This window comes from Halovalidus salilacus, from assembly GCF_031852275.1.
In the GTDB taxonomy this organism is placed as follows: Archaea; Halobacteriota; Halobacteria; order Halobacteriales; family Natrialbaceae; genus Halovalidus; species Halovalidus salilacus.
In genome coordinates, this window is the sequence record NZ_CP134700.1 from 3,136,493 (window position 1) to 3,159,584 (window position 23,092).

Consider the following 23,092-nt stretch of genomic DNA (forward strand, 5'->3'; position numbering starts at 1 on the left):
CTACTCGTCGACCAGCTGCCGGTCGACGTACTTCGTCGTGTGCTCGTTCGACAGGAACCCCTCGTCCTCGAGGAGGCGGCGGTGGAACGGAATCGTCGTCGGCACCCCCTCGATCGTCGTCTCGTCGAGGGCCCGTTTCCCCCGGGCGATCACTTCCTCGCGGTCGGCGCCGCTGACGATCACCTTCGCGAACATCGAGTCGTAGAAGGGCGTGATCGCGTCGCCCTCGTCGACGCCGTCGTCGACGCGGACGCCGATACCGCGCGGCGGTTCGTACGTCGAGATCGTCCCGGGGATCGGGGTGAAGTCGTTGTCAGGATCTTCCGCGTTGATACGGAACTCCATGGCGGCGCCGCGCGGATCGACCTCGTCCTGGGCGAACGAGAGCTCCTCGCCGGCGGCTACCCTGAGCTGCCACTTCACGAGGTCGATCCCGGTCAGCGACTCCGTGACGGGGTGTTCGACCTGGATGCGCGCGTTGACCTCGAGGAAGTAGAAGTCGCCGTCTTCGTAGAGGAACTCGACCGTGCCGGCGTTCACGTACCCCGCCTCCGCGACGCCCCGACGGGCGGCCTCGCAGATCTCCTCGCGCGTCTCCTCGTCGAGCACCGGGGAGGGAGACTCCTCGACGAGTTTCTGCTGTCGGCGCTGGATGCTGCAGTCGCGCTCGCCGAGGTGCCTGACGTTCCCGTGTTCGTCGGCGATCACCTGGACTTCGATGTGGCGCGGATCCTCGAGGAACCGCTCGAGGTAGACGTTCGGGTTGTCGAAGTACGCCTCGCCCTCGCGGACGGCGTCGGCGAACTGGGACTCAATCTCGTCCGGACCGTGGACGATCTTGAGCCCGCGACCGCCGCCGCCCCCGTCGGCCTTGACGGCGACCGGGTAGCCGTGCTCCTCGGCGAACGCCTCGACGTCGGCTGGATCGGTCACGGGGTCGGTCGTTCCGGGGACGATGGGAACGTCCGCCTCGGCCATGATTTTTCGCGCTCGAGTCTTCTCGCCGAAGTCGGCCATGATCTCGCTCGGCGGTCCGACCCAGACGAACTCGCTGTCCTCGACGGCTGCCGCGAACGATTCGTTCTCCGCGAGGAAGCCGTAGCCCGGGTGGATCGCGTCGACGTCCGCCTCCCGCGCGGCCTCGAGGATGGCGTCCCGATTCAGGTAGCTGTCCTTCGCCTTCGACCCTCCGATGTGGTACGCCTCGTCGGCCATTCTTACGTGCTTGGCGCCCTCGTCGGCGTCGCTGTAGACGGCGACGGCCTCGACGCCGAGGTCCTTGCACGACTGGATGATCCGAACGGCGATCTCCTCGCGGTTCGCGATCAGCACGGTATCGAACATAATACAGTTTTATGTACCCCGTCCGCACATAAGCCTAACTCATCTGTATATGTTGTATTTTATTCACACATCTCCGTCCGTCGACCGAGACGAACCTCCGGCCGAATCCGGAGAGCCGAACGGAGTTGAGTGGTACGACTTCGTCGGACGCAGCGCAACGTCCTGTGGATTTCGTCGCCAGAGTTGATAGATTCGGCGCATCGTGTCAGCCCGAATCCGCGGCTCTCCGCGACCTCGAACTCGCCCTCCACATGTCCCTTACTCCCAAGGGCTGTTGACGACTCCGTCCTGCAGTTCGTCGATCATCGCCAGCGCGGCCGCGATCTCCCCGGAGCGGTGAACACGCCGAGCAATCGTCAAAATAGTGACCCAGGCGTGGTACTGCTACCGTCGCAGGTCGAGACGTTCACTGGCGAGAAATACCGGTCAGTTCACGTCGTGGATGATTCCCGAACGGTGACCGTTTGAACACGGAACGTAAATATGATTTCCTAAACGAGAGAGTAGCATGCCCACAGAGCCGCAACCGGACGACATCGATTGGGAGTTTAAGGATCGTGACATCAAAATTCTCCGAGAACTGGCGGCCGATCCGCAGATCTCCAGTCGCGAACTCGCCGACGTTCTCGAGGAGAAGTACGATATCGACGTCTCGAACGTCACGGTAAGCGAAACGATTCGGAAGATGCGAGAGTCCGGGATCTTCCACGAAGCGATCCTCCCGAACGAGGAGTTCTACAACTTCGCCCTGTTCGAATTCAAATTCTTCCCGTGGGGGTTCAGCGACAACTGGAAGGAGGCGATGGAACACATCATGAACGACGAACACACCATGATGTACTTCATCTCGAACGGGGAGTACCAGTGGAAGACGATTATGATGTTCAGAACGCGCGAAGCGGAATCGAAGTGGATCCACGATTTCTACAGGGAGTACGGCGACGTCGTACTGAACGTTCGTAACTCCGTAGCACACAATATGCTGAAGTTCAGAACGGATCCGAAGATCTTCGAATTACTCGACGAATCGTAAGCAGGGTCAGTTGGTTGGCCCGGTCAGCCACCGCTTGATCGCGAGTCCGACGACCGGGATGACCATCGTTATCACGAGCACGAGCGTCGCAAGCACATTGACTTCCGGCGTGATCGTCGTTCGCACCATCGAGTAAATGACTACTGGAACTGTGGTCGTCTGCCGCTGCACCCAGAACTGCGAGGCGGTGAACTCGCCGAACGAAATGACGAAGGATAAGACCATCGCGGTGATGATCGCTGGCGCGATCTGTGGAAGTGTGATCTCCCGAAATGTTATCACTCGATCCGCACCAAGAGTCATCGCCGCGTCCTCGAGCGTCTCGTCGAAGAGGTATAGGCGACTACGGACGATCAAGAACGCATAGGGCAACGTGAGCAACGTGTGCATGACGATTAGCCACCAAATGCTCCGATCTATGCCGATCTCGGTGAAGAGGCTCGTCGCTGCGACGCCGACGATCACCGGCGGGACGATCATCGGAGTCAGGAGCGCAATCGTGAGGGGTTTTTTTATGGGAAACGGCTTCCGGACGAATCCCATAGCGGTGAGTGTGCCGATCACACCCGCCAGTATCGCGGCGGCGATTCCAACCTGCGTGCTTATCCAGACCGCGCTGAGGAACGTGTCGTCCCGGAAAAACTCGACATACCACTGCAGCGTCAGCCCCTGAGGCGGAAAGGTCGCAATTCGTTGGGCGCTAAAGGAGTTGACGACGACGATGATCAACGGGAGGATCATGCTCACGTACACGAGCGCGGAAACGAGTTTAATCCCCTGCCAGTTCAAGTTCGTTTTGCCGTCGAATACGTATTTCCGAATGCTCATAGCTGGGTCCCCTCGAGAGCTTCTTCGATGTCCGCTTTTCGACTGAACAGGTAGAGTACAGCGACGATCAGTGCCACGTAGACGAGCGACAGCGTCGCCGCGAACGGCCAGTTCATGTCCTTGCTGAACACCGTCTCGATGACAGGTGCAATCAATCGATCGTTGGGTCCTCCGAGGAGTTGTGGTGCGAGGAACGCCCCGGCCGAGAGGATGAACGTGAACAGGATCCCGGAGACAACGCCGGGCCAAGAAAGGGGCAACGTCACCTCCCAGAATGCCCGGGCGTCGCTCGCACCCAAGGTCTTCGCCGCTTGAATGATCTCCTCGTCGATTGTGCTGACGATCGAGTACACCGGTAGTACCATGAACGGCATAATACTCACTGACAGTCCGAGTATCATCCCATGAGTCGAATAGAGGATCTCGATCGGTTGATTGACGGCACCGAGCCAAAGTAGGAAGTCGTTGACGATACCTTGGCGACCCAGGATGGGGATCCACGCGTAGGTACGGATTACGAGCGGAACCCAGAACTGAACGACGACGAGCCCCAACAGGATTGGTGTCCATCGGCTCTTGGACCGTCCCAGGAAGTACCCGAGCGTGTAGCCGAACGGTAACACGATCAAGGTTGTCACGACGCCTATCAGCAGCGACCGGCCGATCACGCGGTGGTAGACGGATCCGTTGACGAACCGCCGGTAGTTCTCGAGTGTCGGTTCGTAAATGATTGTCCCGAACTCGCCGGCTCGGAAGAAACTGAGCGCGATGATGACGGTCAATGGTAGGAACAGGAACACCAGTACCCACAGCAGCCCCGAACCCGGCGAGAGGAGGTAGCCGATCCGCTCGCTCTCCATCAGTCGCTGCCGGATCGATTTGACTCGATCGGGTGTCTCTGCCGTCGTCGATGCGGTTTCGTTTCTCATTGGTTCACCTCAGATAAACTTCTCATGATCGGGATGGGGGGTTCGCGAGAGCACTTCGCGGCCGCGATCGGTTACGAGTACCATGTCTTCGAAGCGCACGCCGGCGATGCCTCGCCGGAACAGACCCGGTTCGATCATGACGATCATGTTCTCCTCGAGCGTGACGTCCGCAGTCGGGCCCACGTAGGGCGGTTCGTGGGCGACGACGCCGATACCGTGGCCGATGTCGCCGTCGGTCAGCCACTCCTCGTAGCCGAACTCGACGAAGACGTCGCGCGCGGCGTCGTACACTTCGCGCCCGGTTGCACCGGGTTCGACGGCGTCGATCGCCGCCTCGTGGGCTGCAAACGTCGCCTGGTACATCGATCGCTGTTCGTCGGACGGCGTTCCGGGGAACGCCATTCTCGCCAGTTCGCTGTAGTAGCCCTTCCACATCGGACCCTCGTCGAGCTGGACGAACTCTCCCCGACGGATGCGCTTTCTGGACGGGTACTCCTGACAGCGCGACCAGCGGACGCCGGAGCTGACGATCGCTGGAAGCGCGTACGCGCCGGCCGCGCCGGCCGAGAGCATGGCGTTCATAATCGCCCCGGAGACCTCGCACTCGCGGACGCCGACCTCGACTGCCTCAATGCCCGCCTCGATCGCGAGTTCGGCGACCGAGAGTCCTTCATCGATGAGCGCGATTTCCGCGTCCGTCTTTACGGCCCGTGCCTCGAAGAGCAGGTCGCCCGCGTCACACAGCTCACACCCCGGAAGCGACGCCTCGAGTTTCCTGGCGAACCGGTACTCCATGTGCGGATCGAGGGCGACAATGCCGTCGGCGACGCCGCGCTCTTCGAGGACCGTCGCGAACGTCTCAGCGGTCTCGCCCTTCGTGGTCGAAAACGGAACGACGTCCGCGAGCCAGTGGCGATCGTCGAGGTCGGAGGCCAGGCGGGGGGCGGCGACGATCGTCGGCTCTCCCGACTGCGTCACGACCGCACCGTGTTCGGCCGAGAGGGAGAAGCTGTCGTAGGGGCCGTAGCCGACGAGATACCGGAGGTTATCGGATCGGTTGACGATCAGGGCGTCGACGTCCGCGTCGGCCATCCGTTTCTGGACCAATTCGAGGTTCTCTCGCGCGACAGGCTCGAGGACGTGGAAGAGTTCCTGGCGCTCGTAGTCCCGGTGGCCTGGCTGGCCGTGCTGGATTAGTGCGCCGGTCATCGACCCTCTGCGGGAACTTCGGGCCGTTTCGGCCCGTTAGTCGTTCCCTTAGACGCCGTGTAAATGACGTCCGAGGGGTCGATACTCACCCAAACCTCGTTGCCGGGCTCGAGCATGCTCGCGTTCGCATGGTGATTCACCTGCAACGTCGTCTCGAACGCGGGAACGGACACGAAGTAGACGGCGCCCTGGCCCTGGTAATCCACGCTCTCGATGGTTCCCCGGAATGCGTTCTCGGTCGCGGGGCGCTCTGTACTGAGGGACGCGAGCTCGGTCCGGACGAAGACGGCGACTTCGTCGCCGTCGTTGAAACCGTCGCGGGCCTCGACGGCGATGCTCCAGTCGCCGAACTGAACGCTGGGCGTTGATCCGAGTCGGAGGGTGCCGTCGATCCTGCTCGAGGTACCGAGGAAGTCCGCGACGAACGGCGACGCCGGGCGCTCGTACGCCGTCTTCGGGTCGTCGTACTGCTCCAAGGTACCGTCGTTCAACACCGCGATCCGGTCACCCATCGAGAGCGCCTCCGTCTGGTTGTGGGTGACGTAGATGGTCGTGATGCCTGTTTCGCGCTGGATGCGTTTGAGTTCGGTCCGCATCGTTCCTCGAAGCTTCTTATCGAGGTTGGACAGCGGTTCGTCCATCAGCACGAGGTCGGGGTCGAACGCGAGCGCTCGAGCGACGGCGACGCGCTGTTGTTGCCCACCGCTGCACTCGTGCGGATACTCGTCCTCGTAGCCCTCGAGGTCGATCATGGAGAGCATCTCGGAGACTTTCTCCTCACGCTCTCGCTCGTCGGCGCCGCGCATCTTCAGTCCGAAGGCGATATTCTCCGCGACGGTCTTGTGAGGAAAGAGCGCGTAGTCTTGGAAGACGACGCCGATATTGCGCTCGTACGGAGGGAGTTTCGTAAGGTCGGTTCCCTGGAGTTGGATCGATCCGGACGTCGGTGTCTGGAGGCCGGCGATGTTGAGGAGCGTCGTCGTCTTTCCACAGCCGCTCGGACCGACGACGGTGACGAACTCCCCTTCCTCGACGGAAAAGGAGATTCCGTCGACGGCGACAGTCTCACCGAACTCCTTCCGTAAATTGTCGATGTCGAGAAATACCATTTGTGGATGTATGTGTGTGGGCGTTCAGCGGGATAACTACGACGATTGGATACTCTCCCACTCCTCGGACCACTCGTCGGTGTGATCCTCCTGGTATCCGGGGTCCAAGAAGGTAAGCTGTTCACCATTCGTCGATTCGTAGTCGCCGAGGCTTTCGATCACGTCCGACGTTGCGCCGGTCGTTGGCGGGTAGCCGAGGGCTTCCGCGAGCGGGATCAACACGTCATCTTCGAGCAGGAAGTCGAAGAACGCCATCGCAGTGCTTCGTTTGTCGTCGTCGATCCCAGCCACCATCGCCCAGTTGTCGGACCAGCCGTAGGCACCCTCCTCCGGGATGACGTAGTCGAGGTGGTCGTGACCGTCGTCGATGGCGGCCTTGATTCGACCGCCCCACGCTTCGCCGACGTACGCCTCGTTTTGTGAGAACATTCGGACGTGTTCGTCGCCCGTCGACCAGTAGCTAGAGACCAGGTCTTTTTGCTCGCGGACTGCTTCCCAGATCTGTTCGATACCGTCATCGTAGGAGCCGTCGGCTTCGATATCGTTGGGATCCATCCCGAGGTAAAGGGCGGTCGTGAACACGCGCACGAAGTCGGTCCCCTGCATGGTGACGTCGCCTTCGTTCGCTTCGTCCCAGCACGCCTCCCACGAGTCGAGTTCGCCGAGTTCGTCGCGGTTGTACCCCATTCCCACGGTTCCGTACACCGTCGGAATGCCGTGAACGTCGTCTCCGGCGTCGTAAATCGGGTTTTTAAACGTGTCGCCGAGCTTATCGTAGTTGTCGAGCTCGTCGGTGTTGATCGGCTCCCAGACGTCCTCGCTCGAGCCCATATACAGCGTGTCCGCGGAAGTGATCGTCACGTGCGCGTCAGACTGCCCGGATTGAATTTGTTCGTACCCGTCGAACTGGTCGCTTATCTGATTGACCTCGACGGTTACGTCCTCTTGCTCTTCGAAGGCCGAGAACACCTCGTCTTCGTACGACTCGATGTAGTTCCCACCGGTAACCTGAACGACGAACGGGTCGCTCGAGCCACCGCCGCCGATACAACCGGCGAGGCCGGCGATTCCCGCGGCGCTAACGCCGCCGATCGATCGTAACACACGACGGCGGCTTCGACTTACCCCCGAAGTGTTGCGGACGCCAGCGACCGTCTCATTGAGAGGTTCTCTCATTGTACACAAGTGACATGGGGGAAGTGGGTAATAAAACTTGCTACACAAACATCCGACATACGTAAGTGCCAATTGGAAATTTGTGGCTGATAGGAATCAAGATAAACGTTTATGGGCGAAAAGCTTAACACTCTTTGAGTCAATTGGTGACCGATGGCACATCGATATTCACCGGACCGACGATCGACGGAGGGTGGAAATGAAACCGTATGATGTTGATGCGGCTGCGAGCGAGCGCGTTGAAGCCGCCGTCGAAGAGATTCGTGACGACGTCGTCGATTTTGCGGCCGACCTCGTTCGCATCCGGAGCGTCCTGAACGAGGAGAAAGCCGCCCAGGAACGCGTCCGAGATCGACTCGAGGCACTCGACCTCGTAGTCGAGGAGATACGTGCCGACGAGGTCTCCGGAATCGAAGATCACGACGAGCACGTGGGACGCGATCTGTCGTACGAGAACCGACCGAACCTCTTCGCCACTCGCGAGGGGGCGGGCGATGGGCCGTCGCTGCTCTTCAACGGACACGTCGACGTCGTCCCAGAAGGTGACCGCGAAGCGTGGTCGTTCGACCCGTTCGCCGGAACGGTCGAGGACGGCCGACTCCTCGGTCGGGGCGCGTCGGACATGAAAGGCGGTGTCGCGGCGATGATCTTCGCGCTCGAGGCAATCGAACGTGCGGGAATCGAACTCCTCGGCGATCTATCTTTCAACACCGTGATCGAGGAGGAGTACGGCGGCTCGGGAGGCACGCTCGCGAGCGTCCTCGCGGGGGTCGACGCGGACGCGGTCGTGATCCCTGAGCCGACGGACTTCGACACGTGGATCGCGAACGATGGCGTCTCTTACTTTCGTGTGACCGTCGAGGGCAAAAGCGCCCACGCTGCGGAGACCGACGCCGGTGTGAACGCGATCTCCAAGCTGTTACCGATCTATCACGCGCTCGAGGACCTTCACGACGAGCGGAAGACGACGGTCCACGACGAACTGTTCGAGGAGTGGCACGAACACACGGTCTCGCTGAACCTCGGCACGCTGCGCGGCGGCGACTGGGTCTCGAGCGTCCCCGACGAGGCGGTTCTCGAGGCACGCATCTCCCACGCGCCCGACGAGACGCGCGAAGACCTCCGCGAGACCGTCGAGCGGACGGTCGAGCGAGCCGCCGAGGGCGATCCGTGGCTCGAGGAGCACCCCCCTGAAATCGAGTGGTTCGGCTGGCGCGGCCGGTCCGCGAAGATCGACCCCGACGAGCCGATCGTCCGGACCGTCGAGGCCGTCGCCGAAGACGCGCTGGGCCGGGAGAGCCACACAAAGGGATTCCCCGGCGGAATCGATTCCCGGTTCTTCGTCAACGAGACCGGGACGCCGGCCGTCTGCTTCGGGCCGGGCGCGTACAACATTCACGGTACCGACGAGTACCTCCCGGTCGCGGAACTCGAAGAACTCACGCTCGCGCTCGCGTTGACTGCCATGTCATGGTGTGGCTACAGGGTGACGCCGGATGGGTCGTGAGGCCGGCTCGGCCCCCCGCCGCTACGATGAACTTACGTGGTCCGAGATCGACGACGCCGCGGCAAACGGCGCAATGGTCATCGTTCCCGTCGGCGCGACCGAAGACCACGGCCCTCACCTCCCGCTAGACGTCGACCGGCGGATCGTCGAAGCGATCTGTGGACCGGCCGTCGCCGCCAGGGACGACGCGCTGTTGTTTCCGACGGTCGATCACGGATACCTCCCCCATCACATGGATTTTCCGGGCGGGATCACGATCGACTGGCGCACGTTCGTCGACTACGTGATCGACGTCTGCGTCTCGCTCGCCCACCACGGGTTCGAGCGGATCCTGCTCGTCAACGGCCACGGTTCGAACCACCACCTCCTCGAACTGGCCAGCCGCCAGGTGCTGCTGCAGTATCCCGACGTCCACTGCGCGATGCTCTCGTGGTGGCAGATCGACGAGGTTCGCGAGACCGCGAGCGCGATTCGCGAGGCCGGTCCGCAGGGGTCGGCTCACGCGGGCGAGATGGAGACGTCGATCTACATGCACCTTTTCCCCGAGCGGGTCGACATGGACGCTGCTCCCCGCGACGTCGCCTATCCCGAGAGTCGTCACTTCAACAGCCTCGATCTTGCGGGCCAGACCCGGCCTGAGGACTCGACGCCGGTGACGATGCTGGGGTGGTGGTCGACGGTCTCGGAGACCGGCGTCATGGGCGACGCGACCGTCGCCACCCCCGAAACCGGCGAGCTTCTCCTCGAGGCCGCGATCGAGGGGCTCGGCTCTGTCCTTGAGGAGTTCGCCGAGCATCCGATCCGGTCAATCGACGACCACCACTCGCGACCAGTAACCGACCGCGAGTACGACCCTTTCAGACCACGATGACACACGCTATAGACGCAATCGATACCCCCGACAGACGGGACGGAATCGGTCACGAACCTGACTACCGCGAGAAGGTCACCGACCTCGTCTCCGCGGTCGAGAAGTACGTCACCGACGGCTCGAGCATCGCCTTCGGCGGGATGGGCGGCCGCGATCCGGAGGCGGCGGCCCGCGAGATCGTCCGTCAGGGAACGACGGGACTGACGGTTCTGGACGACGCCAGGACGACCCTGTTCGACATCATGGTCGGCGCCGGTTGCGTCGACGAGTACGTCGGCTCCTGGGTCGGGACGAGTCTCATCTCACAGGGACACAACATCCGAAACGCCGTCGAGAACGACGTCCCCCACCACCTCGAAATGCGCGACGTTTCGAACTTCGGCTCCTCGCTGATGTTTCTCGCGGGGGCGATGGACCTCCCGTTCATGCCGACGCGATCGATGGTCGATACGGACATCCCGACGTTCAACGATGACCTCGAGGTGATCGAGGACCCGCTCGGGTCGGGAGACCCGCTCGTTCTCGTCCCCCCGGCGCAACCCGACGTCGCAATCATTCACGTCCAGCGGTGCGATCCGATGGGAAACGCACAGATATTGGGCAACGTCGTCAACGATCACCTCAAGGCCCGGGCCGCCGAACACACGATCGTCACCTGTGAGGAACTCGTTTCGACTGAGGAGATCCGGCGACGGCCCGAACTCACTCGCATCCCGTTCTACGCAGTCGACGCGGTCGTCGAGGTCCCCTTCGGCTCTCACCCGTGGCACTGTTACGGACGATACTATGCCGACCTTCCGTTCTATCGAGAATACGGACTCCGGTCGCAGGACCGCGAAGAGTTCCTCGAGTGGCTCGAGGAGTGGATTTGCCCCCACGAGGAGTACCTTGAGAAAGTGGGTGCCGACCGACTCGAGACGCTGGAGCAGATGGAACGAACGATCAACCGTGCGGACTCCGTGGGGGGCGCCGATGAGTAACCGATCGACGGTGAACGATGATGCCGAACCGTCCGCAAAGTCGGTGAATCCGGTTAGCGTTGATCGGCCCGAGGAAACGGCCGACGACTACACGACGACCGAACTCCTCGCCGTCGCCGCCGCGCACGAGATCGGCGACGGTGAGACCGCGTTCATTGGGGTCGGCATGTCACTAATGTCGGGCATCCTCGCGAAACACACCCACGCGCCGGACTGTCAGCTCGTGACCGAATCGGGCTACATCGGCTCCTTCCCACCGGGCGTGGTGCAGTCGATCTCCGATACCGTCCTGGGGGTTGACGCGCTCGTCGCAACCGACCAGTGCGAGATCTTCGTCGACAACCAGCGCGGGGCCTTCGACGTCGGAATCATCGGCGCGGGACAGATCGACAGCCGCGGCAACACGAACTCGACGGCGGTGATCGGCGACGCGACGTACGACCGACCGAAAGTGCGACTACCCGGGTCCGGCGGGAGCAACGACATCATGACCTCCTGCGGCCGGACCGTCGTCATGATGCGCCAACAGCGCCGCGCGTTCACGACAGAGGTCGACTACGTGACCGCGCCGGGCCACCTGAAGCGGCCGGGCCGGCGCGAGGAACTCGGCTTCGGCGGCGGCGGTCCCGCCGCCGTCGTCACGGACATGGCGGTATTCGGCTTCGACGACGACGGTGAAATGATCCTCGAGACAACCCATCCCGGCGTCGGCGTCGACGACGTCCGCGAGGAAGTCCAGTGGGATCTCCGCGTCGCCGACGACGTCCGGACGACGCCGGAGCCGACGCGGGGCGAGGTCGCGATGTTGCGCGCCATCGATCCCGTGGACGTCGTCCTCCGGGGAACCGACTACGTCTACGAGGTCGGCTTCGAAGAGTGGAGTAACACCGTCCTCGAACATTGGGAGCAACTGCGAACGGTTCAGAACGATACCGACGACTAAGACACAGACGATGACGACACACGACAAACCCCAACGACAGACGAGAGCCGGCACCGACCTCGGGGGAATGTTCCCCCGCGCGTTCGCCGACGAGTACGTTACCATCGTCCGCGGCGACGGACCGTGGGTCTGGGACGCCGACGGGAACCGGTACCTCGACGCCATCTCCGGAAACCAGAACGTCAACATCGGCCACGGCCGCGAGGAGGTCGCCGAGGCCGCGAAAGCACAGCTCGAGCGTCTCGAGTACACCTCGAGCATGCTGTTCGCGAACGAGCCCGCGATGGAGTACACCGAGAAGATCGCGGAGTTCACGCCTGACGGGTTCGAGAAGACGTGGCTCGTCTCGAGCGGCTCGGAGGCGAACGAGAGCGCGATCAAGATGGCCCGTCAGTACCACTACGAGCGGGGGAACGAGGGCAAGTACAAGGTGATCTCGCGCCGTCGTAGCTACCACGGAAACACTGCCGGCGCGATGGCGGTATCGGGATTCCCGGCCCGGAAGACGAAGATGGGCCCGCTGTTCGCCGACTTCCCGAAAGCGCCGAGCGCGACGCCGTACCGCTGTGAACGCTGCGACGGCGACGGCGGGCACGCCTGCGGCGTCGCGTGTGCGAACGACGTCGAGCGGCTCATCCAAGACGAGGGACCGGAGACGGTTTCGGCGTTCATCACGGAGCCGGTCACCGGCGCGGCGAACGCCGGCGCCTTTCCCCACGACGGCTACTTCGAACGGATCCGCGAGATCTGCGACGAGTACGACGTGCTGTTTATCGTCGACGAGGTCATGGCCGGATTCGGGCGGACAGGTGAGAACTTCGCGATCGAGCACTGGGACGTTACGCCCGACATCATCACCGGCGCGAAGGGGATGAGCGGCGGCTACTCGCCAATCGGCGGCACGATGCCCCATCGCCGCGTCGCGGAGGTCTTCGAGACCGTCGAGGACGGATTCCAGCACGGCCACACCTTCTGTTTCAACCCGGCGTCAGCCGCGATCGGAACGGCCGTCCTCGAGTACATGGACGACCACAACCTCGTGGCGAACGCCCGCGAGGTCGGCGCGCACCTCCGCGAACGGTGCGAGGAGTTCTACGAGTACGACTTCGTCGGGGACGTCCGCGGGAAGGGGCTGATGATCGGCGTGGAGTTCGTCGACGATCGTGAGACGAAGGAACCGCTCCCGGAGACCGGCGCGGAATTCCAGTCACTCCTGTTCGAGACGGGGCTCGACAATGGGATCCTCACCTACCCCGGCGGGGGCCACGTCGGCGGGGAGAACGGTGATTACACGCTGATCACCCCGCCGTTGACGATCGGCGACGATCTAGCTGACGAGGTCGTCGACCGAATGCACGCGACCTTCGCTGACGTGGAATCGGCGCTCGGGCGATGACCACTCCACCGGTGACGAACCGCTCTGCGATCAGTTGATCCGCCGATCTTCGTCCGCCCAGTATCGCTCGCGCAACGCCTCTCTATCGATTTTTCCGAACGGCGTCGTCGGGAGCGCTTCGACCACCGCGACGGACTTGGGTCGCTTGTAACCCGCCAGCCGCTGGCCGGCGAACGCGAGGAGGTCGTGGACGTCGAGTTCCAGTCCCTCGGCCGGAACGACGACCGCGTGGACGGCCTCGCCCCAGTCCTCGTGCGGGACGCCGACGACGGCGACGTCGCCGACGTCCCCTTGCTCGCCAAGAGCGCGCTCGACCTCGCCGGTATAGACGTTCATCCCGCCGGTAACGACGACGTCGCTGCGCCGATCGAGCAGGTAGAGGTAGCCCTCGTCGTCAATCCGGCCGATATCGCCGGTCCGCACCCAGCCGTCGACGAGCGTTTCGTCGGTCGCCTCGGGGAGCCCGAAGTAGCCGTCGAAGGCGTAGGGTGCCCGCGCGAGCAGCTCGCCCGGCTCGTCGGTTTCGCGTTCCTCGTCGGTTTCGGGGTCGACGATCTTCACGTCCGAGAGCAAACAGGGCTGTCCGGCGGACCCCAACAGGTGTTCGTCGCCGTCCTCGAGCACGCGCGCGTGATCGCGCCGGTCGAGCGTGGTGATGAGGTTCGGGACCTCTGTCTGTCCGTAAAATTGGGTCAGGATCGGCCCAAGTCGGTCGAGCGCCTCCCGCAGCCGATCGGGCCGGATCGGCGCGGCCCCGTAGATCACGTTCTCGAGCGAGGAGACGTCCCAGGCCGCGAGCGGGCCGTCCAGCAGCCTGTAGAGCATCGTCGGCACGAGAAAGGTCCACGTCACGCGGTGGGTCTCGACAGCCGCACAGAAGTCGTCTTCGTTGAATCCTCGGTGGAGAACGACCGTTCCGCCTGTGAGCAGCGCGGCGAGGAGGAACGTTCCCGCGGAGTGCGAGATCGGCGTCGCGACCAGGCCGGTATCATCGCTTGAGAAGCCGAGATCGGCGGGATGTGCGAGCAGGTTCGTCGTCAGGCAGGACTGCGTGTAGCAGACGCCCTTCGGGTCGCCCGTCGTCCCGCCGGTGTAGAAGTGGCCGGCGATCGCGTCCGGCTCGACCGACACGGCCGGGCTATCCGCGGCCGCGCCGTTTTCGAGTCGCGCCGCGGAACGCCAGCCGTCCGGCGGATCGGCGGATTCGACGGCGACACACACCGGTCGCGTCGACAGATCGTCGACGAGGTCTGCGACATCGTCGAGGCGGGACGCGTCGCAGACGACGACGGCCGGTTCGGCGTCCGTGAGGATGTGCTCGATCGCAGTTTCGGAGAGTTCGGGATTGATCGGGAGCCGCGCCGCACCCGTCTTGTAGATTGCGACGTCGACGATTGGCGCTTCGAGCCGGTTGGGGAGGAGCGTCGCCACGCGCGCTTCGGGCTCGAGACCGAACTCGAGGAAGGAGTTGGCGAGCGCGTTCGAGCGCCGATTCAGTTCGCCGTACGCGAGCGAAACTGTGTCGTCCCGCAGCGCGATCCGCTCGGGACGCCGGGAGAACGCAGCCGTGAGAAGCGACGGTAGCGTTTGCACGTTCGTTCGAGTGATTGGCACCACAGTTGTTCTATGTGGTGTATATATCCCACAGCCTACTCAAACTGGTGGTAGTGACCGTATTTCCGCCACTTATTCGATTTCCCCGAGGGCGGTTCTGAGTTCGTCGACGGCGTACTCGAGTTGCTCGCGCTCGATCGACAGCGGGGGCTGGAAGCGGAGGACGTTCTTGTAGTAGCCGCCGACGCCCATCACGACCTTCGACTCCTCGCGGAGGTACTCCCCGACGGCCGATGCCAGTTTCGCGTCCGGGCGCGGCGCGACGCCCTGTGGACCCGGCTCGCTCGGGTCGACGAGTTCGACGCCCCGCATCAGCCCGAGTCCGCGGGTTTCGCCCACGACCTCGAACTCGTCCTCGAGCGCAGCCAGTTCGCTTTCGAGCCACGCGCCCTGTTCCCGAGCGTTGTCGACGAGCCCGTTCTCCAGTTCGTCGATCGTCGCCAGCGCGGCCGCGCAGGCCACGGGGTTGCCGCCGAACGTCGAGAGGTGATCGCCGGACTCGAAGGCGTCCGCGATCTCCGCCGGTGCGGTGAACGCGCCGAGCGGGAGGCCGTTGGCGATCCCCTTCGCCTGCGTCATAATATCGGGTTCGACGTCGAAGTGCTCCGTCGCGAACAACTCGCCGGTTCGCCCGTAGCCGGTCTGGACCTCGTCCAGAATGAGGAGCGCGTCGTGGGCGTGGACGATCTCCTCGACGCGCTGGAGCCACTCGGCCGACGGGACGACGATCCCCGCCTCGCCCATCACGGGCTCGACGACGACGGCCGCCAGGTCGCCGCTCGTGTGCGAGCCGATCACCCGCTCGAGTTGGTCGGCGCAGCTCGCGTCGCACCGATCGCCGTCACACCGCGGGCAGCGGTAGCCGTAGGGCGGGGCTGCGTGGGCCACGTCGTTTATCGTCGGGGCCATCCCCCGCTTGTAGGATTTGTTCCCCGTCAGCGCGAGGCTCCCGAGCGTGCGACCGTGAAAGCCCATCTCGAGGGCGATCACTTCCTTCGAACCGGTGTACTTTCGGGCGAGTTTGACGGCCCCCTCGACGGCTTCCGTTCCGGAGTTACAGAAGAACGTCTTCTGGAGGTCTCCCGGCGTCACGTCCGCGATCCGCTCGGCGAGCCTGGCGACCGGTTCGTTCGGGTGGACGTACGAACAGCCGTGGACGAACCGCTCGAGTTGGTCCGTCGCCGCCTCGGTGATCGCCTCGTTGCCGTGACCGGCGTTGACCACGGAGATCCCCGAAAACACGTCGAGATACTCGTTCCCGTCGAAGTCCTCGAGCGTACAGCCCTCGGCCCGTTTTATGGGGACGTGCAGGGACTTCCAGATGGGCATTACGTGATCGTCGTAGGCGGCCGTGACCGATGAGTTCGAGTACTGTTCAGGCATTGTCCCCCAAATCGGACTGTATTCTAATAAAACGTCCCATATGGAATTAGATGCATGGGGTGGAGCGGTCAGTGGTATCGTGCTGGCACCGGTTTCCACACGAATCGATCCGTCGCTGCGAACGACAACCGTTAGTCCCTGCTCCTCAGCAGTAGCGAGGGGAGACATCCCGTGAGTGGAACGGGAATCCAAATCGATTCGAACGAAAATCAACGTGCGACCGTATTCGTGGAACGTGTCCGAATATCGTTTCTATTCGGTTCCCTTAAACGAGAAGCTGGACGTCGGATTCGGCCATGTGTTGCAACGCGGTCGCCGCGCCGACGCCCGTCGTGACGCCGTCGTAGAAGTCGTCCTCGTCGTAGTCCATCAACTCGATCGTCATCTGGCAGGCCTGGAGGTCGACGCCGCTCTCGAGCGAGAGGTCGATCAACTCCTCGATGGTGGCGGTCCCGTTCTCGTCGATCTTCTTCTGCATCATCTTCGTGGCCATCGCGTCCATGCCGGGAAGCGCCGCGAGGGCGTTCGGGACGGGCATGCTCGGGTTGCCGACGGCGCTCAGTTTGAGTTTCTTCGACTTCTCCTCGTGGAGGATATCGAGCCCCCAGAACGTGTGGAAGACGACGACCTCCCAGCCGAAGGCGGCCGCGGTGCTCGCGAGGATCAACGGCGGGTACGCCATGTCGAACGTGCCCTGGGTCGCGATGATGGTCATCTTCTTCCGGGAGTCGCCGTCGTCCGACTCGGCCACGGCCTCCTCGAGTTCCTCGACGCGCTCGCGCAAGGCCCGGAACTCCTCGGAGTCGAAGGCGGGTCCGCCGTCGTCGGTCGTCGGTGGGTTGTCGGTGCTCATGTTACTCCGTCTTCTTCACGTAGTGGGTGTACAGATCGCCGTCCTCGACCTGGTCGAGGAGTTCGACGCCGTCGGTTCCCTCCGCCCAACCGCGAACGTCGCTCATGCTGCCCGAATCCGTCGCGAGTACCTCGAGGACGTCCCCAGGCTCGAGGTCGTCGATCGCCTGCTTCGTCTTCACGATGGGCATCGGGCAGGACTGTCCTTTCACGTCGAGCGTCTCCGTAACGGTGTATTCCGAACTCATGGTTTTCAATGTGCTCTGTGTTGGAGCTATTGCACAATACTAACTCCGGAACTAAAAGGGTATCGGTTATTGCGCGATATACAAACGACTGTGGCGCACAGTTTTTGTTATCGGTTAGCGCGTTCACCCGATATTCGGCGTAATCGGACCCGGTGAGATTCGGTAGGGCGAATTGTGAGTGTGTTGTCGCGCACGTTCGACGACTATAGTATTGTATGATATATGAATAACTATGCAAACTCTTAAGTGCCAGGGCCCAATACTGAGAACTGTACATCATGGACGACATGGACTTTCCAACGCCGGACGTTGCAATCGAATCGATCGATCCCGGCGCGTTGAAAGAACGAATCGACGCTGGCGAGGAAATCACGCTCCTCGACGCGCGGATGGAGTCGGACTACGAGGAGTGGCGCATCGACGGCGAGAACGTCGAGTCGATCAACGTGCCGTACTTCGAGTTCCTGGACGACGAGATCGACGAGGACGTTCTTGCACGAATCCCCGACGACCGTGAAGTGACGGTCCTCTGCGCGAAGGGGGGCGCCAGCGAGTACGTCGCCGGCAGACTCGCGGAGCGGGGCTACGACGTCGACCACCTCGAAGACGGGATGAACGGCTGGGCGCGCATCTACGAGCGCGTCGAGGTCGATCGCTACGACGGAGCCGGCACGCTCTACCAGTATCAGCGCCCCTCGAGCGGCTGTCTCGGCTACCTCGTCGTCGACGACGGCGAGGCGGCCGTCATCGACCCGCTGCGAGCGTTCACCCACCGCTACCTCGAGGACGCGGACGAACTGGGCGCGGACCTGACGTACGCCATCGACACGCACATCCACGCGGATCACATCTCGGGCGTCCGCGACCTCGCTGACGAGGGCGTCGAGGGGGTCATCCCCGAAGCGTCGGTCGACCGCGGTGTCACCTACGCCGACGAGATGACGCTCGCCGAAGACGGCGACGAGTTCAGCGTCGGCGACGCGACGATCGAGACGGTCTACACGCCCGGTCACACCTCCGGCATGACCTCGTACCTGATCGACGACTCGCTGCTCGCCACCGGCGACGGCCTGTTCGTCGAGAGCGTGGCTCGACCCGACCTCGAGGAGGGTGACGACGGCGCGCCCGACGCCGCCCGCCAGCTCTATGAGTCGCTGCAGGAGCGCGTGCTGACCCTGCCCGACGAGACGCTGATCGGCGGCGCGCACTTCAGCGACGCGGCCGTGCCCGCCGGCGACGGCACCTACACGGCCCCGATCGGCCAGCTTGAGGCGGAGATGGACGCCCTGACGATGGACGAAGACGAGTTCGTCGACCTGATCCTCTCGGACATGCCGCCCCGCCCGGCCAACTACGAGAAGATCATCCCGACGAACCTCGGCCAGCGAGACGCCGACGACGAGGAGGCGTTCGAACTCGAGCTCGGCCCGAACAACTGCGCGGCCAGTCAGGAGTCGCTGGCGGGTGACTGATCGCCGTGATCGAACTCGTACCGTCCGCCGAACTCGCGGCGCAGGTGGTACCCGCCGAGCCGTTTCCGAACGGCATCTCCCGGTACGCCATCGGGGGCCTGCTGGTCGGTCTCGGCGCGGTCGTCATCTACCTCGGCACGGGGATCGCCGCGGGCGCCAGCACGTTCCTCGAGTCGACGCTGTCGTACGTCTCGGATCGGTCGCGGTTCCAGCGGTACCGCGCCTCCCGGGATTGGCGCGTCGTCTTCACCCTGGGGATCGTCCTCGGGGCGGCAATCTACGCCGTCGTCTGGCAGGGCGGCGCGTGGACGACGGACGTCCAGCCCTGGCGGCTGCTGGTCGGCGGTATCCTCGTGGGGATCGGAACCCGTATCGGTAAGGGCTGCACGTCGGGCCACGGCGTCTGCGGCGTCGGGTCGGCCTCGAGGACGTCGATCGTCGGCGTGATCACGTTCCTGACGGTCGCGATCGTGACGGCTCAAATCGTCCAAGCAATGGGGGTGAGTCCGTAACGTGGACCGAAATCGTCATCCGCTGTTCATGCCGCTGATCCTCGTCGGCGGCCTGATATTCGGGTTCGGACTCGCGTACAGCCACATGGCTCGTCCGGAGGTCGTGCTGGACTTCCTCCAGTTCGAGGACTTCGGCCTCCTGTTCGTCATGTTCGGCGCGGCGATCGTTTCCGGGATCGCCTTCGCGGTGATGCCTCGCGTGCGCGATCGCGCGCCGCTCACCGGCGACGAGTACGGCCGCCGGCTGAAGTCGTTCGACCGGAACGTGTTGATCGGCGGCGGAATCTTCGGCGTCGGCTGGGGCCTCTCGGGGATCTGTCCGGGCGCTGCCTACGCCAGCCTCGGGATCGGAAACATTGCCATCCTGTGGGCGATCGCCGGCATGTTCGCCGGTGCGTACCTGCAAGGCGTCTGGCGGAGCAGGTCCGTCTCGGCCGAATCCGCCCCGACGAGTGCCGACTGACGCCGCTCGAGCGTTTTGACTGGGGACGATTTTTCGTACGCGAACGGACCTCACGACGGTCCTGCCTACGCCACCGACGTCTTCGTGAACCGGTCGGGGGTCGAAATGCTTGACGCTGGCCCGAACTACGTGGTTCCCCCGAACGATGGGAGAATACCCGATCCTCGGGCCTGTTGAAAGTCGGCTCGTCGCGGTATCGCGTTAAAAAGAGGAAGACGTCGTTGACGGATTCGCTCCCGAACAATCGGCCGTCTCGAAGGGGTATATCGACCGTTATCAGCGTCGTATCGTCTGAATAACCGTTCGAGTCGCTTTTCGTAGTAAAGGAGGTATTTACGTAGTTACTTGATAGTTATTTGATACGGCTCTCGACGAAGTGTGGAGCTGCCGTTCTCGTTCACCGCCTGCACTGTCCGCTTTCTGGCCTGGATGAGTAAGTTGTGGAGTAACGCACCTCGAGCGGAGCCGTGGCGGCCGCCGCGATCACTACCGACGAGCGAGAAGCCGGTCCGAGACGTAAGAAATTCGTCCGACGTCACCTCGAGGAACGGGGGACTCGACTGCAGGCAGCCGGTCAGAGCGGGAGGAACGAGAACCCGAGGACGTACGTCGCCGCGATGTCGGCCGCGAACAGCAGGAACATCGCGGCCGCCGCGCGCGTGACCCACGTGAGGTTCAGGTAGCGTGCGACCCGCCAGAAGAACACCGCCGTGAGCGCACTCACCGGGATGATCGCGAGCATTTCGCCGGCCCAGATCGCCGGGTGCCTGCCGTACTGGGCGGCAAGTCCGATGGTGATCAACTGCGTTTTATCGCCGAACTCGGCCAACGCCAGTGCGGAGAACGACGCCAGGAAACCGCGTAGCCACGGCGACGAACTCCGCTCGGGGAGGAGACTCCAGTCGCCGTCGACGGGAGCCGCGTTGGCCGTCCCTCCGTCGGTGGACTGACCGTCGACGGAGTCGATTGCGGCGGGACCGCTCCGCAGGATCCAGACCGCGAAGACGACGAACAGGACGGCCGTCGCCGCGTCGAGGTACACCTCCGGGAGCGCCCCCTCGAGCGCGTCGCCGAGGAGAATCTCGAGGATCGTCCAGCCGCCGAAGGCCGCGGTCGCGCCGGCGACGACGGCGGACGGGCGGTACTTCGTCGCGAGTCCGGCGATCACCAGCTGTCCCTTCTCTCCGGGAAGCGCGAGCAGTTGCAACAGAAACGCCGTCACGAGGACCTCGAGCCACGACGCCATTCTCTACTCCCCTAGAGTTGGAACGAACGGAAGAGCGCTTCGAGAGCGAAGAACTGGTCGTTCTCCACGAGAACAGGTTACTAATCCTGCCGCTGATCGTGGTGTACGTCGCCCGTCCCTTCCACAGTCCGTCGGCTCAACGCGGTCGTCAGTGCAACGCGTCGACCGTAGTCTGACCAAAGCCGCGCGCACGCTCGGTCGGAGACCACGTCGACGTTTCGCCAGATTGCGCTCGCGCTGATTGCACCGGGTGTCATCGGCGACGCGGCGCTGGGCGTTTTCGCTACTATCAAGGAGCTGCCCGAGACACTATCGCTACACACGATGGGGTTCGAGACACTCGTCACGTACATCTCGAGCGTTCGCGTATCCGGCTATTACGGGTTAGCCGCCGTTCCCGCGCTGGCGTTGAGCGTCGTCTCGAGCCCCTCGACGGTCGCCGCCCTTTCACAGGAGGAGTAAAACCATGTCAAGCCACACCCACACCAACAGAACGTCCGATTCGTCTGACCGGACCTCGGCCATCCGAACAACCGATAACTCAGACTCGCAAACCGTGCTCGAACTCGACGGCCTCGTCCGGTCCTACCGGACCGAGACGGCCGTCGAAGACCTCTCGCTTTCGGTCGGCGACGGTGAGGTGCTCACGCTGCTGGGTCCCTCGGGGTGTGGGAAGACCACGACGCTGCGGCTGATCGGCGGGCTCGAGCGGCCCGACGCCGGCACCATCAAACTGGGTGACCGCGTCATCGCCGATTCAGACGGGACGTTCGTCCCGCCCGAAGAGCGCGGCATCGGGCTGGTGTTTCAGGATTTCGCACTCTTTCCTCACCTGACCGCCGCGGAGAACGTCGGCTTCGGACTGTCTGAGTGGAGTGAGAGTGAACGACAGGCCCGCGTCGAAGAGTTGCTCGACCTCGTCGGTCTATCAGATCACGCGGACGATCACCCGGGGGAACTCTCGGGCGGCCAACAACAGCGCATCGCGCTCGCGCGCTCGCTCGCTCCCGAACCCGACGTACTCTTGTTAGACGAACCGCTTTCGAACCTCGACGTGAGCCTTCGCGCTTCGATGCGCGAGGAGATCCGTCGGATCATCGACGAGACGGGCGTCACGGCGATCTGGGTCACCCACGATCAGGAGGAAGCGCTGTCGGTCGCCGATCGCGTCGGCGTGATGCACGACGGCCACCTCCAGCAGGTCGGGCGACCCGAGGAGGTCTTCGAGCGCCCGGCATCGCGGTTCGTCGCCTCCTTCCTCGGCCGCGCCGGGTTCCTCTCCGCGACGGTCGAGGGGGGGCACCTCGTGACCGACGTCGGCCGACTCGACGCCGACGCACTCGTCGGCGTCGAACGATCGGACTGGGGGGCGCTGTCGGACGAGGCGACGGTCGACGTGCTGGTCCGTCCTGACGACCTGCGCGTGACTCCGACGAGCGAGGACGAATCCAACGGCACGATTATACGACGCCAGTATCAGGGTCCGTCGTTCATCTATCGCGTCGAAACTGCCAGCGGCGACACCGTCCAGTGCCTCCACGGCCACACGGAGGTGTTCGACGTCGGTACGTCGGTTCGCGTCGACCTCGTCGCGAACCACCCGCTGGTGTGGTACCCTCGAGATTGACGATCTCCTCGCCCTGAAGCGTGAGGATTCCCGCGCAGGATATCGATCGCTCCCGCGGGAAGCTTCCTCCCGTAAAGAAGGGACCGGCTTCGTGCGCCCTCCGTCAGGCCCGTAAGCGGGTGGTGACGCCGACCCGCAGGAGTCGTCGAAGTGGTACGCGAAATCCGGCTCCAACTCGATCTACGATACGTTCGTAAACGCACACACAGACTCCGTTCCTCGCCCCCGTCGGGGACGGAGGCGCAGAAGTTCACCAGTCTATTGCTGGTGACTAACCGGCGGGAGTCCACATCAAAACCCCACCCCCAGCGACCGAGGCGCGTAGCGCCGAGGGACTAGGTGGGGTGACA

At 63.4% G+C, this 23,092-nt stretch carries 22 protein-coding genes; 11 read left to right on the top strand and 11 right to left on the bottom strand.

The window, feature by feature from the left end; genetic code table 11:
* Positions 1-1,344 (bottom strand): acetyl-CoA carboxylase biotin carboxylase subunit, encoded by a 1,344-nt coding sequence (locus RJT68_RS15480; RefSeq protein ID WP_407037437.1) that lies wholly within the window; start codon positions 1,342-1,344, stop codon positions 1-3.
* Positions 1,345-1,852: 508 nt separating this feature from the next.
* Between RJT68_RS15480 and RJT68_RS15485 the strand changes: the two genes are divergently transcribed.
* A complete protein-coding gene (locus tag RJT68_RS15485; RefSeq protein WP_407037438.1) occupies positions 1,853-2,377 on the top strand; it encodes a winged helix-turn-helix transcriptional regulator in 525 nt (174 codons plus the stop codon).
* 6 nt (positions 2,378-2,383) lie between these two features.
* On the opposite strand, the gene RJT68_RS15490 is transcribed toward RJT68_RS15485, so the two are convergent.
* Genes RJT68_RS15490 through RJT68_RS15510 form a run of 5 tightly spaced genes read right to left on the bottom strand, consistent with a single transcriptional unit; the run spans position 2,384 to position 7,556 of the window.
* Entirely contained in the window at positions 2,384-3,205 is an 822-nt protein-coding gene (locus RJT68_RS15490; protein ID WP_407037439.1) for an ABC transporter permease, read from the bottom strand.
* Positions 3,202-4,134, bottom strand: a complete 933-nt coding sequence (locus RJT68_RS15495) for an ABC transporter permease (protein ID WP_407037440.1) — start codon at positions 4,132-4,134, stop codon at positions 3,202-3,204. The genes RJT68_RS15490 and RJT68_RS15495 overlap by 4 nt, the downstream gene beginning before the upstream one ends.
* Positions 4,135-4,143: 9 nt before the next feature.
* Positions 4,144-5,343, bottom strand: a complete 1,200-nt coding sequence (locus RJT68_RS15500; protein ID WP_407037441.1) for a M24 family metallopeptidase — start codon at positions 5,341-5,343, stop codon at positions 4,144-4,146.
* A complete protein-coding gene (locus RJT68_RS15505) occupies positions 5,340-6,452 on the bottom strand; it encodes an ABC transporter ATP-binding protein (RefSeq protein ID WP_407037442.1) in 1,113 nt (370 codons plus the stop codon). The genes RJT68_RS15500 and RJT68_RS15505 overlap by 4 nt, the downstream gene beginning before the upstream one ends.
* Positions 6,453-6,488: 36 nt before the next feature.
* Positions 6,489-7,556, bottom strand: coding sequence for an ABC transporter substrate-binding protein (locus RJT68_RS15510; RefSeq protein ID WP_407037443.1), 1,068 nt, complete (start codon positions 7,554-7,556; stop codon positions 6,489-6,491).
* Positions 7,557-7,827: 271 nt separating this feature from the next.
* On the opposite strand from RJT68_RS15510, the gene RJT68_RS15515 reads away from it, so the two are divergent.
* From RJT68_RS15515 to RJT68_RS15535, 5 genes are read left to right on the top strand one after another with little or no spacing between them, the layout of a single operon-like run.
* Positions 7,828-9,135 (top strand): ArgE/DapE family deacylase, encoded by a 1,308-nt coding sequence (locus RJT68_RS15515; RefSeq protein WP_407037444.1) that lies wholly within the window; start codon positions 7,828-7,830, stop codon positions 9,133-9,135.
* The gene (locus RJT68_RS15520) at positions 9,125-10,006 is read left to right on the top strand and encodes a creatininase family protein (RefSeq protein WP_407037445.1); all 882 of its coding nucleotides are present in this window, start codon (positions 9,125-9,127) and stop codon (positions 10,004-10,006) included. The genes RJT68_RS15515 and RJT68_RS15520 overlap by 11 nt, the downstream gene beginning before the upstream one ends.
* Entirely contained in the window at positions 10,003-10,986 is a 984-nt protein-coding gene (locus tag RJT68_RS15525; RefSeq protein ID WP_407037446.1) for a CoA transferase subunit A, read from the top strand. The genes RJT68_RS15520 and RJT68_RS15525 overlap by 4 nt, the downstream gene beginning before the upstream one ends.
* On the top strand, positions 10,979-11,929 hold the full coding sequence (locus tag RJT68_RS15530; protein ID WP_407037447.1) for a CoA-transferase subunit beta: 951 nt from the start codon (positions 10,979-10,981) through the stop codon (positions 11,927-11,929). Before RJT68_RS15525 ends, RJT68_RS15530 begins: the two co-directional genes overlap by 8 nt.
* A 10-nt stretch (positions 11,930-11,939) precedes the next feature.
* A complete protein-coding gene (locus tag RJT68_RS15535) occupies positions 11,940-13,325 on the top strand; it encodes an aminotransferase family protein (RefSeq protein WP_407037448.1) in 1,386 nt (461 codons plus the stop codon).
* A gap of 30 nt (positions 13,326-13,355) precedes the next feature.
* Here the strand turns inward: RJT68_RS15535 and RJT68_RS15540 are convergent, their stop codons facing one another.
* The 4 genes from RJT68_RS15540 to RJT68_RS15555 form a co-directional block, all read right to left on the bottom strand.
* Positions 13,356-14,918: an AMP-binding protein gene (locus RJT68_RS15540; RefSeq protein ID WP_407037449.1), complete on the bottom strand. Its 1,563-nt coding sequence runs from the start codon at positions 14,916-14,918 to the stop codon at positions 13,356-13,358.
* Positions 14,919-15,011: 93 nt separating this feature from the next.
* Positions 15,012-16,322 carry an aspartate aminotransferase family protein gene (locus RJT68_RS15545; protein WP_407037450.1) on the bottom strand — a complete coding sequence of 437 codons (1,311 nt, stop codon included), beginning with the start codon at positions 16,320-16,322 and terminating at the stop codon, positions 15,012-15,014.
* Between the two features lie 265 nt (positions 16,323-16,587).
* Positions 16,588-17,175, bottom strand: coding sequence for a DsrE/DsrF/DrsH-like family protein (locus RJT68_RS15550; protein WP_407037451.1), 588 nt, complete (start codon positions 17,173-17,175; stop codon positions 16,588-16,590).
* Between the two features lies 1 nt (position 17,176).
* Positions 17,177-17,422, bottom strand: a complete 246-nt coding sequence (locus tag RJT68_RS15555) for a sulfurtransferase TusA family protein (RefSeq protein ID WP_407037452.1) — start codon at positions 17,420-17,422, stop codon at positions 17,177-17,179.
* Between the two features lie 278 nt (positions 17,423-17,700).
* On the opposite strand from RJT68_RS15555, the gene RJT68_RS15560 reads away from it, so the two are divergent.
* From RJT68_RS15560 to RJT68_RS15570, 3 genes are read left to right on the top strand one after another with little or no spacing between them, the layout of a single operon-like run.
* Positions 17,701-18,894: an MBL fold metallo-hydrolase gene (locus tag RJT68_RS15560; protein WP_407037453.1), complete on the top strand. Its 1,194-nt coding sequence runs from the start codon at positions 17,701-17,703 to the stop codon at positions 18,892-18,894.
* A gap of 5 nt (positions 18,895-18,899) precedes the next feature.
* A complete protein-coding gene (locus tag RJT68_RS15565) occupies positions 18,900-19,406 on the top strand; it encodes a YeeE/YedE family protein (RefSeq protein WP_407037454.1) in 507 nt (168 codons plus the stop codon).
* 1 nt (position 19,407) lies between these two features.
* The gene (locus tag RJT68_RS15570) at positions 19,408-19,869 is read left to right on the top strand and encodes a DUF6691 family protein (protein WP_407037455.1); all 462 of its coding nucleotides are present in this window, start codon (positions 19,408-19,410) and stop codon (positions 19,867-19,869) included.
* A gap of 574 nt (positions 19,870-20,443) precedes the next feature.
* Here RJT68_RS15570 and RJT68_RS15575 read toward each other — a convergent pair.
* Positions 20,444-21,115, bottom strand: a complete 672-nt coding sequence (locus tag RJT68_RS15575) for a TMEM165/GDT1 family protein (protein ID WP_407037456.1) — start codon at positions 21,113-21,115, stop codon at positions 20,444-20,446.
* 324 nt (positions 21,116-21,439) lie between these two features.
* On the opposite strand from RJT68_RS15575, the gene RJT68_RS15580 reads away from it, so the two are divergent.
* Together RJT68_RS15580 and RJT68_RS15585 are read left to right on the top strand one after the other, a co-directional pair.
* Positions 21,440-21,577 carry a hypothetical protein gene (locus RJT68_RS15580; protein ID WP_407037457.1) on the top strand — a complete coding sequence of 46 codons (138 nt, stop codon included), beginning with the start codon at positions 21,440-21,442 and terminating at the stop codon, positions 21,575-21,577.
* 4 nt (positions 21,578-21,581) lie between these two features.
* The gene (locus RJT68_RS15585; RefSeq protein ID WP_407037458.1) at positions 21,582-22,742 is read left to right on the top strand and encodes an ABC transporter ATP-binding protein; all 1,161 of its coding nucleotides are present in this window, start codon (positions 21,582-21,584) and stop codon (positions 22,740-22,742) included.
* Positions 22,743-23,092: the final 350 nt, after the last annotated feature.

Bases quoted from the DNA above. Each gene is read 5' to 3' on its own strand.
- RJT68_RS15505 (WP_407037442.1), bottom strand. From the start codon at position 6,452: ATGGTATTTCTCGACATCGACAATTTACGGAAGGAGTTCGGTGAGACT.
- RJT68_RS15490 (WP_407037439.1), bottom strand. From the start codon at position 3,205: ATGAGCATTCGGAAATACGTATTCGACGGCAAAACGAACTTGAACTGG.
- RJT68_RS15535 (WP_407037448.1), top strand. From the start codon at position 11,940: ATGACGACACACGACAAACCCCAACGACAGACGAGAGCCGGCACCGAC.
- RJT68_RS15550 (WP_407037451.1), bottom strand. From the start codon at position 17,175: ATGAGCACCGACAACCCACCGACGACCGACGACGGCGGACCCGCCTTC.
- RJT68_RS15495 (WP_407037440.1), bottom strand. From the start codon at position 4,134: ATGAGAAACGAAACCGCATCGACGACGGCAGAGACACCCGATCGAGTC.
- RJT68_RS15545 (WP_407037450.1), bottom strand. From the start codon at position 16,322: ATGCCTGAACAGTACTCGAACTCATCGGTCACGGCCGCCTACGACGAT.
- RJT68_RS15560 (WP_407037453.1), top strand. From the start codon at position 17,701: ATGGACGACATGGACTTTCCAACGCCGGACGTTGCAATCGAATCGATC.
- RJT68_RS15575 (WP_407037456.1), bottom strand. From the start codon at position 21,115: ATGGCGTCGTGGCTCGAGGTCCTCGTGACGGCGTTTCTGTTGCAACTG.
- RJT68_RS15585 (WP_407037458.1), top strand. From the start codon at position 21,582: ATGTCAAGCCACACCCACACCAACAGAACGTCCGATTCGTCTGACCGG.
- RJT68_RS15480 (WP_407037437.1), bottom strand. From the start codon at position 1,344: ATGTTCGATACCGTGCTGATCGCGAACCGCGAGGAGATCGCCGTTCGG.
- RJT68_RS15580 (WP_407037457.1), top strand. From the start codon at position 21,440: ATGGGGTTCGAGACACTCGTCACGTACATCTCGAGCGTTCGCGTATCC.
- RJT68_RS15530 (WP_407037447.1), top strand. From the start codon at position 10,979: ATGAGTAACCGATCGACGGTGAACGATGATGCCGAACCGTCCGCAAAG.
- RJT68_RS15485 (WP_407037438.1), top strand. From the start codon at position 1,853: ATGCCCACAGAGCCGCAACCGGACGACATCGATTGGGAGTTTAAGGAT.
- RJT68_RS15555 (WP_407037452.1), bottom strand. From the start codon at position 17,422: ATGAGTTCGGAATACACCGTTACGGAGACGCTCGACGTGAAAGGACAG.
- RJT68_RS15515 (WP_407037444.1), top strand. From the start codon at position 7,828: ATGAAACCGTATGATGTTGATGCGGCTGCGAGCGAGCGCGTTGAAGCC.
- RJT68_RS15500 (WP_407037441.1), bottom strand. From the start codon at position 5,343: ATGACCGGCGCACTAATCCAGCACGGCCAGCCAGGCCACCGGGACTAC.
- RJT68_RS15520 (WP_407037445.1), top strand. From the start codon at position 9,125: ATGGGTCGTGAGGCCGGCTCGGCCCCCCGCCGCTACGATGAACTTACG.
- RJT68_RS15525 (WP_407037446.1), top strand. From the start codon at position 10,003: ATGACACACGCTATAGACGCAATCGATACCCCCGACAGACGGGACGGA.